This window comes from Streptomyces sp. NPDC051018, assembly GCF_044456085.1.
GTDB lineage: Bacteria > Actinomycetota > Actinomycetes > Streptomycetales > Streptomycetaceae > Streptomyces.
This window is the reverse complement of sequence record NZ_JBITFN010000001.1, coordinates 22334-35516: the sequence shown is the minus strand read 5'-3', so window position 1 is coordinate 35516 and position 13183 is coordinate 22334. Positions and strand designations below refer to the sequence as shown.

The window sequence follows — 13183 nt, the reverse complement described above, 5'->3', positions numbered from 1 at the left end:
CTGAGGCCCGGCACCGCTCAGCGCCGCTCAAGACCGCCGCACCGCGCCCCCGGCCGCACCGCACTGCCCGCCGCACCGCAGAGGGCCCGCGCTCAGAACGGCTCAAGGCTTCACGGCCCGACCCGGTCGCAAGGCCCGGCACCACCCGCGGTGCACGTCGAAACCCGGCGCCGCTCAGCGCGAAACCGGCCAGGCGCGCACCGCCCGGCGCCGCTCCATGCCGGACCGCCGAGCCCCGCGCTGTTCGACGCCGCACCGCCAGGCCACGTCCCCACGCCGCACCGCCAGGTCTCGCGCCGCTCAGACCGCTCCCGTCAGCACCACAGTGCCCGCCACACGACCGCATCCGCCGGGGCCCGCGCCGCTCAGCGCCGGGCCCTCGCAGCGCGGGCGACAGCGACGACGGCCTTCTCCAGCGCGTACTCCGGATCGTCCCCTCCGCCCTTCACCCCCGCGTCCGCCTCGGCGACGGCTCTCAGCGCTACCGCCACCCCGTCCGGCGTCCAGCCCCGCATCTGCTGCCGTACACGGTCGATCTTCCACGGCGGCATACCCAGCTCGCGGGCGAGATCCGCCGGTCTGCCGCCGCGCGCGGAGGAGAGCTTGCCGATCGCCCGGACTCCCTGGGCGAGCGCGCTGGTGATCAGCACCGGCGCCACCCCGGTCGACAGCGACCAGCGCAGTGCCTCCAGCGCCTCCGCCGCCCTGCCCTCCACCGCCCGGTCGGCGACGGTGAAGCTGGACGCCTCGGCCCGGCCCGTGTAGTACCGCCCGACGACCGCCTCGTCGATCGTGCCCTCGACGTCCGCCACGAGCTGGGAGACCGCACTGGCGAGCTCCCGGAGATCGCTGCCGATGGAATCGACCAGGGCCTGGCACGCCTCGGGCGTCGCCGACCTGCCCAGTGCCCGGAACTCCGACCGCACGAACGTCAGCCGCTCCGCCGGCTTCGTCGTCCGGGGACAGGCGACCTCCCGTGCCCCCGACTTGCGCGCCGCGTCCAGCAGACCCTTGCCCTTGGCACCGCCGGGATGCAGCAGAACGAGGGTGATCTCCTCCACGGGCGCGTCGAGATACGCCTTGATGTCCTTGATCGTGTCGGCGGAGAGGTCCTGTGCGTTCCGCACGATCACGACCTTGCGCTCGGCGAAGAGCGAGGGGCTCGTCAGCTCGGCGAGGGTGCCCGGCTGGAGCTGGTCGGCGGTCAGGTCGCGGACGTCCGTGTCGGCGTCGGCGGCCCTCGCGGCCGCCACCACCTGCTGCACCGCGCGGTCGAGGAGCAGATCCTCCTGGCCCACGGCGAGCGTGACGGGAGCGAGCGGGTCGTCTGTCGAATTCTTCCTGGTGGCCATCGCGCTCCAGCATCCCACGGGCCACTGACACCCGGTCCCGGGACGACCTCCCCGTGCCGGAGAATGACGGGGTGAGCGAAGGACGACATGTACTGGTGCTGCCCGACCGCGATACCGCGGAGGAGGTGGCACAGGAACTGGCCGCCCGCTTCGGAGTCCGGGAGGAGCCCCAGCTCGTACGGGACGCGCTGGCCGGTGAGGACGACGCCGAGGACGCCCAGTGGCTGGTCGTGGTGGAGGACCCCTCGGCCCGCCTCGACCCGTCGGAACTCGACGACTTCGCGGCCGCGTACGAGGGCTGGCTGGAAGCACCCCGCTGACCGTCCGCCCGCGCACCGGGGCGGCCGGGACCAGCAGTGCGGCCGGTCCCGACCACACGGCCACCACCCCGGAAGGCGGGACCCGGCACAGACCCTCCCGGCTCGGGCCGGGCGCCACCCGGCGGGGGCCGCACAGCGGGTGGGGCGGTGCGACCGGTGCGGCGGGAACGGCCGGCCCGGCGGCCACGGGCCGTATCGCCGGGACGAGGCCGTGCGCCGGGCAGGATCCGGAACCGCGGGGAGCTGCGGTGGCGCGACAGCGGCGGTGGAGACGGGACCGCCCGCCAGGGCCGCGGGGTTGCCGAGGGGGCCGATCCCGCTGTCGGCGCGGTACGGCATGCTGCGGCCACGGACGTGACCATGGACGAGAACACCTTCTGGCAGTTCCTCGACGAGTGCCGGCCCGACGGCCCCGATCCCGACGCCGATCTGCTGGCGGAGGCGCTGACGGCCCGCCTGTCCAAGGGCCCGGTATCGGATGTGGTCGGCTTCGCCGAGCAGCTGGCCCGCCTGCTGTACGGGCTGGACCGCCGTGAATACGGGAGCGAGCAGTCCGCGGACGCCTTCCTCTACACCCGGTGCGCCGTCGTCGCCGACGGCAGGGACGCCTACGCGCGTGTCCTCGGGGACCCGGCCGCCTTCACGCCGTACGCCGAGGAGCTGATCTGGGCCGAGAGCCTGCTCTACGTCCCGGACCACGCGTACCGGCACCTCACCGGTGAGGACTGGCACCGAGGCACCCGGTACAGCTACGAGTCCTACGCCAACGAGGACGGCTGGGCCGACGGTCCCGGTCCCCGGTGAGCTCCCCCGATCACCGCACCACGGCCCGCCGGTGCGCCTTCGCCACAAGGCGCACCGTGCGGGCGGCCGACGGGGAGCGCACTCAGCAGTCGGCGCGATGGGGTTCGAGCGGCAGCCGTCCGAGGCGCAGCCCGAACTCCTCGCGGTAGGCCGCCAGCACCGCCTCGTCGCTGCCGAGCGGCTGCTCGTACCGCTCACCGCGGCGGGTGGTGACCAGCGTGTGACCGCTGAGCGTGATCCTTCCGTCCTCCGTGAGCCGGGAGCAGACAAGGGACTTGGTGAAGTGCGACTGCGGCGAGGTGCTGTGCCACCAGGCGCCGGCCCGGAAGTCACCGAGCTCACGCGGCCGGATCTCGACCCGGTACTGCGGTTTGCCGTCCCGGTGGAGGTCGAGATCGCCGTGGTCGCCCGTTTCCACAAGCCGGAACGTCCCGGCCGGGTCGCCCTGGTCCTCCCGCAGATCGAAGGCGAGGGGATGGTGGGCGTGATCGCCGAATCCGACATCGGCCAGCCAGCGGCCGGCCCGGTCCTCCGTCTCCACCAGCAGCACCAGGTGGTCGTAGGGAATCCCGAGGCGTCCGTCCGCACCGAAGACACGGGCCTGGAGAAGGGTGACATCGAACCCGAGATCACGGAGCAGAGCGGCGAACGCTCCGTTGAGTTCGTAACAGAACCCGCCACGCTCCCGCTCGACGATCTTGGCGAGCAGCGCCTTCTCCTCCAGCACGATGTCCTCGCCGAGGTGGATGGAGAGGTTCTCGAACGGGACGGTCCGCAAGTGCCGCAACTGTAGATCGCGCAGCGCCGCGGCGTCTGCGTGTTCCGGGCGGTCGGCACCGATACGGCGGAGATAGTCGTCCATGGTGACAGTGTGGCCGCAGTGTCGACCGCGACACACCGTGATCCGTTGGACGGAGGTTCGTCGGCCGGGAGGCATGTGCCCAGTGCATATCCGGCCCGACCGGCACGCGGATCCCGAAGAGGGAGCGGGCTCCGGCGGGCGCACCAACCGATACGCGGATCCCGGCGGGCGTACGGATCCCGGCGGGCCGGGGATCGCTCCTCGGCCGCCGGGGAGGCACGCCCCGGACGCCGCCCGCGCCGCAGTCCGGCCCGCAGATCCCGGCCCGCTCCCGTGATCGCGATCGGCCCGTCCGTGTCGGTGCGCAGCACCCGGGCGCCCTGGTCCCGCAGCGCCCTGACCGTGCGGGGCGACGGGTGGCCGTAGAGGTTGTCCCGTCCCACGGAGATCAGGGCCAGCCTCGGTCGCACCGCACGCAGCAGACCCGGGTGCTGGTGCGCGGAGCCGTGGTGGGCGACCTTGAGCACATCCACCGGTGGCAGGGCCGGATGCGCGAGCAGCAGTCCTCGCTGCGCCGGTGGTTCCAGATCACCGAGCAGCAGCAGGGTGGGGCCGCCCTCGACCCGTACGAGCAGGGTGACACTGGCGTCGTTCGGGCCGTCAGGCACGAAGCCGGGGCCGGCGCCCCGGGGCGGACCGGCGGCGGGCCAGAGGACCTCCCAGGTCAGCCGTCCGATCCGGCGCCGCTCCCCCGCTCCGGCACGGACCATGGGCACTCGTGCCGAGGCCGTGACCCTCCGGACGAAGGCGCCCTGCTCCCGTGGCTCGTCAAGAGTCGTCGTCTGCACCTCACCGACGGTTCTGTTCCGCAGGATCCCGGGCAGCCCCCGGACGTGGTCCGCGTGGAAGTGGCTCAGCAGGACCAGGGGAACGGCGGTCACCCCCAGATCACGCAGACAGCGGTCGGCCGGTGCGGGATCGGGTCCCGCGTCGACGACCACCGCCGAACCGTCGCCCACGGCCAGCACCACGGCGTCGCCCTGACCGACATCGCACATCGCGAACGACCAGCCGGGCGGCGGCCAGCCGGTGAGCACCCTGGTGAGCGGGACCGGACGGACGACGACCAGTACCAGCAGCAGGGCACAGAGCGCGGCCGCCCACGGACGGCGGGAGAGCCGGCGGACGACGGGCACGGCGACGCAGGTGACCGCGGCGAGCAGCAGCCCGCCGCGCCAGCCTCCCGGCCATTCCACCTGGGCCCCGGGCAGCCCGGCCCCGGTGCGGGCGACGGTGGCGATCCAACCGGCCGGCCATCCGGCGACCCGGGCGAGCACCTCGGCCGGGGGCATCGCCACCGTCGCGGTGGCCAGGGCGGCGAAGCCGAGCACCGTGGCCGGGGCGACGGCGAGTTCGGCGGCCAGATTGCAGGGGATCGCCACCAGACTGAGCCGTGCCGCGAAGACGGCCACCACGGGAGCGCACACGGCCTGTGCCGCTCCGGCGGCGGCCAGCGCTTCCGCGAGCCTCGGCGGTACGCCCCTGCGTACGAGCGCGCCACTCCAACCGGGAGCGATGGTGAGCAGGGATCCCGTCGCCAGGACGGAGAGCAGGAAGCCGTAGTTCCGCGCGAGCCGGGGGTCGTACAGGACGAGCAGCAGTACGGCCGTGGCCAGCGCGGGGATCAGTGACCGGCGGCGTCCGGTGCCGATGGCGAGCAGGGTGACGGCACCGCAGGCCGCCGCTCTGAGCACACTCGGCTCCGGTCTGCACACGACGACGAACGCCAGTGTCAGTGCGCCGCCGACGAGTGCCGTCCCCCGCAGGGTGATGCCCAGCCGGGGTGCGAGACCGCCCCGTTCGGCCAGGCCCGCCCTGCCCGGCGGGCCGATCAGCAAGACCAGGACCACGGTGAGGTTACTGCCGGAAACGGCGAGGACGTGGGAGAGGTCGGTCGCCTCGAAGGCCTCCTGGAGTTCGGGGGTGATCCGGGAGGTGTCTCCCACGGTGAGTCCAGGGAGCAGTGCGCGGGCGTCCCGGGGCAGCCCGTCCGTCGCCTCCCTCAGGCCCGCCCGCAGCTCTCCGGCGGTGCGCTGCAGTGCTGTTGGCGCTCCGATGGTTTCCGGACCGTCTCCGTTCACCCTCAGGACGGCGGCGAACCTGTCGGCCCCGCCCGGCGGGGGCGCGAGCCGCCCCGCCAGCCGTAGCTTCGTCGACGGCAGCAGCCGTAACCACCCGGCGAGGGCGGCCCGGGAGACACCCGGGCGTACGACGACGAGTACCGGCGTCCGGGTCGTGGCGCTCGCACCCCGGGTCGCTGTCACCCGGGTCGCCTCCGCGTCGATCATCAGCGATCGGACAGCGGTCCCGCCGCCCTGGGCCCGGGGACGGGAGAACCGGGGGTCGGAAGTGACCGTCACCTCCACCGTGACATACGCGTATCGGTCCGCCAGGGCGGGCACAGGGCCGCGTCGCATATCCGCTCCGTGCAGTCCCGCGGAGGCGGCTCCGGCGGCGGCACAGAGCAGGATCCCCGCGAGGGCTGTGGCGTTGAGCCGCCGACGATCTCCGGTGCCGGGCCCTGGACCGGCCCGTTCATCGCCCGGACCGGCATGCTCCCCGGCGCCTGGCGCCCGAACGGCACTGGGCACCGTGCCCGCGCGGAGGCCCCAGCCCGCACGGACAGCCCGGGCGGTGCGGAGGAGACTGACGATGCGGCCGGTGCGATCCGCATGAACAGTGCGGGCAGACTGGCCCCCACGGGTCCCCCGGACCGCACCGGTTGCCCGGACCACACCAGTGACCTGCGAGGCCCGGGCTGCCCGGAAGGCCCGGACCCATCTCACCGTCCCGGGCGCCAGCAGCAGTCCCGCCAGGGCCAGGCAGAGTGCCACGCCGGCGCCGACCGGCCCACCGGGCGCGCCCAGCGCGAGAGCGGACGCGGCCCAGGCCGCCACGGCCAACGGCACCATGCGCAGATCGGCCGGTCCCTCCTGGCGGGGGTGGGACGCCCCCAGCCGATGGCCCGACGCGGCATGCACCGCCTGGCGGGTCATGGCCGTACCAGGGTCTGGAGATCCGCGAACCGGCGGTCGCCGATTCCCTCGACCTCGCGGAGCTCATCGACCGAACGGAATCCTCCGTGCCGGGTGCGGTAGTCGATGATGTGCCGGGCGAGGACGGGACCCACTCCCGGCAGAGTGTCGAGCTGCTCCACGGTCGCCGTGCTCAGGCTCATGGGCCCGGCAGCCGGACCACCACCCCCGGCGGCTCCGCCGACAGACGCCCCCGGAACCCCGGCACCCGGTCCCGGTCCGACGGCTCCCGCGCCCTGGGCGTCCGGACCGGCCCCGGGCAGCCCCGCCGGCTGGGGTACGCCCACGACGACCTGCTCCCCGTCGACGAGCACCCGTGCGCGGTTGAGGCCCGTCAGATCCGCGCCCTCGCGGATGCCACCGGCTGCCGCGAGCGCGTCCGCGACCCGGGAGCCGGTCGGCAGCCTGAGCACACCCGGTCGCCGCACCTTGCCGCTCACATCGACGACGATCCGCCCGCCGGGTGCGGCTCCCGGTGCCCCCGGCAGTCCGGGCGACGGCCGGGGCGACTGCGGTGCGGGGACGCCCTGGTTGACCAGCGTGGGGGCTCGGACGGTCCCCGGCCGCCCCGCCCAGAAGTGGTGGACCGCGAAAACGGCCGCCGCCACGAGAACCACGGCCAGGGCGGCGAGAGCCCTCGGTTCGAGCCCGCATCTGAGCTGCACCCACAGCGGCAGCCGCTCCCGCAGGGCGAGCGCCGCTCTCCGCAGGCCGCCGGCGGAGTCCGCACCTGCGGATACGGTGCCCACCGCCGTACCCGGGCGGACGCGCGGACCCACGCCCCTGCCCGCCCCGCTCCCGGCCTCGGAGTCCAGGCCGAGGCATCCCGCGCCGGGAGGGCCGGTGCCCGCACCCCGGCCAGGAGCCGCACCCGGGCTGGTCCCCGGCTCCAAGCGCGGATGCGGATCCGGGCGCGGACGCGGGTCCAGCACGGTGGAGCCCCCGCCACCGCCCCCGGGATCCGGAGCACCCCGCGCCCCGCCCGCCGTCGCCGCGAACATGGCGTCCGCCCTCCGGCGCGGAATCGCCCCCGGCGCGGCGGCGAGGCGCGGGCCACGCGAACGGGATAGACGGTAGAGACGGGAGACCCGCAAAGGCCCGCGCCCCCTTCCGGGGCCCGTACCTGCCCCGCGCCCGGAGGAGGCGCGCCTGTCCGATGCCGGGAGGCGCCCCGGCCCACTGGTTGCGTAACGTGATCGAAAAGCCATGCACAAGACGGTAGATACACCCGGCCGACCCCGCTGAGCGGGCTCAATACCCGTGGATAACCAGCGCGTTGTGGATAACTCCGTCACCCGCACCCGCACCCGCCCCCCACCAGCGGAGGTCACGGAACGTCAGCGCGGCGAGATCACGGCCCCCAGCAGCCCCGGCCCCGTGTGCGCGCCGATCACCGCACCCACCTCGCTGACGTGCAGATCGACCAGCCCCGGAACCCGCTCCCGCAGGCGTTCGGAGAGAGCCGTGGCCCGTTCCGGCGCGGCGAGATGGTGCACGGCGATGTCCACACTGCTCGTGCCCGCCCGCTCGACCGCAATCTCCTCCAGCCGGGCGATCGCCTTGGACGCCGTACGCACCTTCTCCAGCATCTCGATGCGGCCCCCGTCCAGTTGCAGCAGCGGCTTCACCGCGAGCGCCGAGCCGAACAGCGCCTGCGCGGCCCCGATCCGGCCGCCGCGCCGCAGATAGTCGAGGGTGTCGACGTAGAAGTAGGCGGAGGTACCCGAAGCCCGTTTCTCCGCCGCGGCCACGGCCTCATCCAGGGTGCCCCCGCTCTCGGCCGTCTCGGCAGCCGCGAGTGCGCAGAAGCCGAGCGCCATCGCGACCATGCCGGTGTCCACCACGCGCACGGGCACGGGGGCCTCCCCGGCCGCGAGCACGGCCGCGTCGTAGGTCCCGGAGAACTCCGCCGACAGATGGAGGGAGACGATTCCCGTCGCGCCCGCCTCGGCGCTCGCCCGATAGGTCTCGGCGAAGACTTCGGGGCTGGGCCGCGAGGTGGTCACCGGGCGTCGCTTCTGCAGGGCCAGGGCGAGCGAGCGGGCCGAGATCTCATTGCCCTCTTCGAGCGCTTGATCGCCGAGTACGACCGTCAGCGGCACCGCCACGATGCTGTGGCGCTCCATCTCCGGCTGCGGCAGATAGGCCGTGGAATCGGTGACGATAGCGACATGGCGGGACATGAGCGGGAGGTTACCGGTCGGCGGCGCCGGACGGCAGCCCGGCCCCTCGACGACCCCGCGCCGGTATCACCGGTGCCCATGGCGTCGGCGCCGGACGCCGTGGCCCGGTGGGCCCGGCGCCTCGGCCGGACACGGTTCCACGGCCGAACGGCACCTCGTGACCGGGAACCACCTTATGGCCGGGATGACCGGGATGACGGGAAACGGCCTCGTGACCGAACACCGCGTCACCGGCCCCGCGACGGACGGGAGATGCCGTTCGGCTCCGCATATCGCCGCGCCCCACCCGTCAGTTCGTGGTCTCGGGGCGGGCGGTCTTCTGCCAGGGGTAGGACTCCAGCCGCGGATCGCGCGCCGTGATCGCCTGTGGTTCCTGCCTGCCCCCCGGTTCCTGCCGCGCCGACGGGGCCTCCCCGGCTCCGGAGGCGACCGCACCGGCCCCGGTGTCCCCGTCGGGCACGCCCTGTCCGGGAACGGAACCTTCCGCCTCCGGCCCGGCCCCGGCCGCCCGGGATGCCCCGACTCCTTCGGAATCGGCGGCTCCGGGAGCACCCTGCGGCTCCCCGGGCTCCGACCAGTGCCGCAGCGCCCCCGCCTCCATGTCGATCTGGGTGCTCAGCGTGTCCAGATCGTCGTCGGCGAACTTCCGCGCGCGGTCGCGCGCCGCCCATCGCAGGGAATCCGCCGAATGCACGATCCGCTCCACGCGCTCCTTCAGATCGGGGAGCCGAGCGGCCACCGTCGAGCGGTCGGGCTCGCGCTCCAGCAGCTTCAGCTCGTCGTCCAGCTCATGCCCATGGGCGCTGAGCCGCCGGAAGAGGCTGATGGACTCCGAGAGCGAGGCGTCTTCCGCCGCACCCGCCTGCAGCGCGTCCTGGGTCGCCCGCATCGATGTACGCAGTTTCAGCCGCAGCTGCGCCAGCTCCCCGGCGACACCGGCCTGCCCGTAGCTCTTGGCCCGGAGCGCGGTCTCCTCGACCGTACGGCGCGCCTGGGTGACCGTACGCTCCACTCCTCGCTTGGCCGCCCCGACGGCCTTCACTGTCACGTACACCCCCAACGCCACGAAGGCGAAGAAAAGCAGCGCCAGAATCAGAATCACGGCGTCCATGGACAGTCCTTCGGCGTCGGTTGTGGTCCTTCCACCGTAAACGGAACGGGCAGGCGAAGGGTTCCACCGGAACCCCCCAACCTGCCCGTAGGGGACACCCCGAACGCGGCGCCGAAGCCTCCCCGACCCTTTCGGGTCACCCCGGCCGCCCGCCGGAGCCGATGATCACGCCGGGACGATATTGACCAGTTTCGGCGCCCGGACGATCACCTTCCGGATGCCCGCGCCGCCCAGTGCCGCGACCACGGCCGCCTCACCCAGGGCCAGCGCCTCCAGTTCCTCGTCCGAGATCGACGGGGAGACCTCCAGACGCGCCTTCACCTTGCCCTTGATCTGAACCACGCAGGTCACGGACTCGTCCACGACATAGGCCGGGTCCGCCACCGGGAAGTCCTGGTGGACGACGGAATCGGTGTGGCCCAGCCTGCGCCACAGCTCCTCCGCGATATGCGGGGCCAGGGGCGCGATCAGCAGCACCAGACGCTCCGCCACGTCCCTCGGCAGCGAGCCGCCGGCCTTGGTCAGATGGTTGTTCAGCTCGGTGATCTTGGCGATGGCGGTGTTGAAGCGCAGCGCGGCCAGGTCCTGACCGGCGCCGTCGATCGCCTTGTGCAGCACGCGCAGCGTGACCTCGTCGGCCACCGTGCCGTCCACGACCGTGACCTCGCCCGTCGTCTCGTCGACGACATTGCGCCACAGGCGCTGCAGCAGCCGGTACTGGCCCACGACGGCACGGGTGTCCCACGGCCGGGACACGTCCAGCGGGCCCATCGCCATCTCGTACAGCCGCAGCGTGTCGGCACCGTACTCGGCGGCGATCTCGTCGGGGGTGACCGCGTTCTTCAGGGACTTGCCCATCTTGCCCAGCTCACGCCGGACGGGCTCGCCCCGGAAAACGTACGTCCCCTCCTTGCCCTGGCCGTCCGGCAGCAGGGAGGCGTCCTCGACCTCGGCGGCCGGAACCGGGAAGCCACGGGCGTCCCGATAGACGTACGCCTGGATCATGCCCTGGTTGAACAGCTTGTGGAACGGCTCCGAGGACGAGACATACCCCAGGTCGAAGAGCACCTTGGACCAGAACCGCGCGTACAGCAGATGCAGTACGGCGTGCTCTGCGCCGCCGACGTACAGATCGACACCGCCGTGCGGCATCCCCTCGCGCGGGCCCATCCAGTACTGCTCGACGGCCGGGTCGACCAGCTTGCCGCTGTTGTGCGGGTCCGTGTAGCGCAGCTCGTACCAGCAGGAACCCGCCCAGTTGGGCATGGTGTTGGTCTCACGGCGGTACTTCCGGGGCCCGTCGCCCAGGTCCAGCGTGACATTGACCCACTGCTCGTCGCGCGACAGCGGGGTCTCGGGCTGGGTGTCCGCGTCCTCGGGGTCGAAGGTGCGCGGCGAGTAGTCGTCGACCTCCGGCAGTTCCAGCGGCAGCATCGACTCGGGCAGCGCGTGGGCGATGCCGTCCTCGTCGTAGACGATCGGGAAGGGCTCGCCCCAGTAACGCTGACGGCTGAACAGCCAGTCGCGCAGCCGGAAGTTGACCGTTCCCTCGCCGATACCGCGCTCGGTCAGCCACCGGGTGATCCGGGCCTTGGCCTCGGGAACGTCCAGACCGTCCAGCGAGATCCGGTCGTTCGAGGAGTTGATCGCCACTCCCCGGCCGGTGTACGCCTCGCCCTCCCAGCCCTCCGGCGGCTGCACGGTACGGATGATCGGCAGCTCGAACGCCTCGGCGAACTCCCAGTCGCGCTCGTCCTGCCCGGGGACGGCCATGATCGCGCCGGTGCCGTAGCCCATCAGGACGTAGTCGGCGACGAAGACGGGGATACGGGTTCCCGTGACCGGGTTCAGGGCGTACGCGCCGGTGAAGACGCCGGTCTTGTCCTTGTGCTCGGTCTGCCGCTCGACATCGCTCTTCGTCTGCGCCTGCTTGCGGTACGCGTCCACGGCATCGGCCGGGGTGGCGGCACCGCCCGTCCACGTCTGCTTGACGCCCTGGGGCCAGTCGGCGGGCAGGATCGAGTCGATCAGCCCGTGCTCGGGGGCCAGCACCATATAGGTCGCGCCGAACAGGGTGTCGGGGCGGGTGGTGAAGACGGTGATCCGCGCGCCGTCGTGGCCCTCGACCTCGAAACCGACGCGCGCGCCCTCGGAGCGGCCGATCCAGTTGCGCTGCTGGAGCTTGATCGCCTCGGGCCAGTCCAGGGCGTCCAGGTCGTCCAGCAGCCGGTCGGCGTAGGCGGTGATGCGCATGTTCCACTGGCGCAGCTTGGCCTTGAAGACCGGGAAGTTGCCGCGCTCGGAGCGGCCGTCGGCGGTGACCTCCTCGTTGGCCAGGACGGTCCCCAGGCCGGGGCACCAGTTGACGGGCGCGTCGGAGGCGTACGCCAGGCGGTACTCGCCCAGGATGTCCGCGCGCTCCACCTCGCTCAGCTCGCTCCACGCGCGCGTGGAGCCCCCGTCCGGGGACACGCCGGAGCCCGCGGCGGCCGGAACCGGCCGTTCACCGCTCTCGAACTGCGCGATCAGCTCGGCGATCGGACGGGCCCTGTCCGCCTCCTTGTCGTACCAGGAGTTGAAGATCTGCAGGAAGATCCACTGGGTCCACCGGTAGTACTGCGGGTCGATCGTCGCGATCGACCGGCGCTGGTCGTGGCCCAGGCCCAGGCGGCGCAGCTGCCGCTTCATGTTCTCCATGGCGGCCTCGGTCGACACCCGGGGGTGCGTGCCGGTGGCGACCGCGTGCTGCTCGGCGGGCAGGCCGAAGGCGTCGAAGCCCAGGGTGTGGAGCACGTTGTGCCCGGTCATGCGCTGATGGCGGGCGTAGACGTCGGTGGCGATATAGCCCAGGGGATGCCCCACGTGCAGCCCCGCGCCCGAGGGGTACGGGAACATGTCCATGACGAACTTCTTGGGCCGGGCCACCAGGGAGGGGTCCCCTGCCAGGTCGCCGCTCGGGTTGGGGGCCTCGTACGTGCCGTGGGCCTCCCAGAAGTCCTGCCAGCGTGCCTCGATGTCGGCGGCCATAGCAGCCGTGTACCGGTGCGGCGCGGCCACCTCGGCAGCGTGGGCAGCGGAATTCGTCTCGCTCATGATCCTTAAAGCTCCATCGATCGTCTCTGCCGGCGGTTTGGACGGGCGCAGTGCCCACAAACAAAAGGACCCCTCGCACAGGAGGGGACGCCGCGCCGATTCCGACCGGATTTTTCATCCGTCGGGACTGATCAGCGCGGCTCGCTAAGCAGAAGGCGTACGGCACGCATGGCGTCAGGGTACCGCAGCGGATGTTCCGGACGCGCGCGGGATACCCCACGGCGGGCCCGGCCCGCCACCGCGTGCGACGGGCGGTCCCGGCCGGAAATCGCCGTCGCGCGCGGCCTCCGCGCGGAGCCGGAACGGACTCGGGGACTCATCGAGACAACCCGCGGCGAACGCCGTATCTATCCGTATGGAGATCACCCGTCCCGTATGGAGATCACCCGTGCGCCCGCCCGGAGATCAGCCGGTCGCCCCCGA

General features: G+C 72.8%; 8 protein-coding genes and 1 pseudogene. 2 read left to right on the top strand and 7 right to left on the bottom strand.

Annotation, left to right across the window (positions count from 1 at the left end; all coding sequences use genetic code 11):
• Nucleotides 1-365: 365 nt before the first annotated feature.
• A complete protein-coding gene (gene holA, locus ACIBCM_RS00145; protein ID WP_399238406.1) occupies nt 366-1352 on the bottom strand; it encodes a DNA polymerase III subunit delta in 987 nt (328 codons plus the stop codon).
• Nucleotides 1353-1423: 71 nt separating this feature from the next.
• On the opposite strand from holA, the gene ACIBCM_RS00140 reads away from it, so the two are divergent.
• The gene (locus ACIBCM_RS00140) at nt 1424-1672 is read left to right on the top strand and encodes a hypothetical protein (protein WP_399238403.1); all 249 of its coding nucleotides are present in this window, start codon (nt 1424-1426) and stop codon (nt 1670-1672) included.
• A 360-nt stretch (nt 1673-2032) separates the two neighbouring features.
• On the top strand, nt 2033-2476 hold the full coding sequence (locus tag ACIBCM_RS00135) for a DUF4240 domain-containing protein (protein ID WP_399238400.1): 444 nt from the start codon (nt 2033-2035) through the stop codon (nt 2474-2476).
• Between the two features lie 82 nt (nt 2477-2558).
• Here ACIBCM_RS00135 and ACIBCM_RS00130 read toward each other — a convergent pair whose 3' ends face one another.
• The 6 genes and pseudogenes from ACIBCM_RS00130 to leuS form a co-directional block, all read right to left on the bottom strand.
• Nucleotides 2559-3338 carry an arylamine N-acetyltransferase gene (locus ACIBCM_RS00130; protein WP_399238398.1) on the bottom strand — a complete coding sequence of 260 codons (780 nt, stop codon included), beginning with the start codon at nt 3336-3338 and terminating at the stop codon, nt 2559-2561.
• Between the two features lie 239 nt (nt 3339-3577).
• Nucleotides 3578-6334, bottom strand: a pseudogene (locus ACIBCM_RS00125) (ComEC/Rec2 family competence protein); the annotation flags it as partial.
• Nucleotides 6331-7122, bottom strand: a complete 792-nt coding sequence (locus ACIBCM_RS00120; RefSeq protein ID WP_399238396.1) for a helix-hairpin-helix domain-containing protein — start codon at nt 7120-7122, stop codon at nt 6331-6333. The gene ACIBCM_RS00120 and the pseudogene ACIBCM_RS00125, both read right to left, overlap by 4 nt.
• A 588-nt stretch (nt 7123-7710) precedes the next feature.
• Complete coding sequence (locus tag ACIBCM_RS00115; RefSeq protein ID WP_399238394.1) at nt 7711-8556, bottom strand: DegV family protein; 846 nt, start codon at nt 8554-8556, stop codon at nt 7711-7713.
• 289 nt (nt 8557-8845) lie between these two features.
• Nucleotides 8846-9667, bottom strand: coding sequence for a hypothetical protein (locus ACIBCM_RS00110; protein ID WP_399238392.1), 822 nt, complete (start codon nt 9665-9667; stop codon nt 8846-8848).
• A 165-nt stretch (nt 9668-9832) separates the two neighbouring features.
• On the bottom strand, nt 9833-12760 hold the full coding sequence (leuS, locus tag ACIBCM_RS00105) for a leucine--tRNA ligase (RefSeq protein WP_399238390.1): 2928 nt from the start codon (nt 12758-12760) through the stop codon (nt 9833-9835).
• Between the last annotated feature and the right edge of the window lie 423 nt (nt 12761-13183).

Coding starts and splice junctions, on each gene's coding strand:
- ACIBCM_RS00115 (WP_399238394.1), bottom strand. CDS start 8,556: ATGTCCCGCCATGTCGCTATCGTCACCGATTCCACGGCCTATCTGCCG.
- leuS (WP_399238390.1), bottom strand. CDS start 12,760: ATGAGCGAGACGAATTCCGCTGCCCACGCTGCCGAGGTGGCCGCGCCG.
- ACIBCM_RS00135 (WP_399238400.1), top strand. CDS start 2,033: ATGGACGAGAACACCTTCTGGCAGTTCCTCGACGAGTGCCGGCCCGAC.
- holA (WP_399238406.1), bottom strand. CDS start 1,352: ATGGCCACCAGGAAGAATTCGACAGACGACCCGCTCGCTCCCGTCACG.
- ACIBCM_RS00110 (WP_399238392.1), bottom strand. CDS start 9,667: ATGGACGCCGTGATTCTGATTCTGGCGCTGCTTTTCTTCGCCTTCGTG.
- ACIBCM_RS00130 (WP_399238398.1), bottom strand. CDS start 3,338: ATGGACGACTATCTCCGCCGTATCGGTGCCGACCGCCCGGAACACGCA.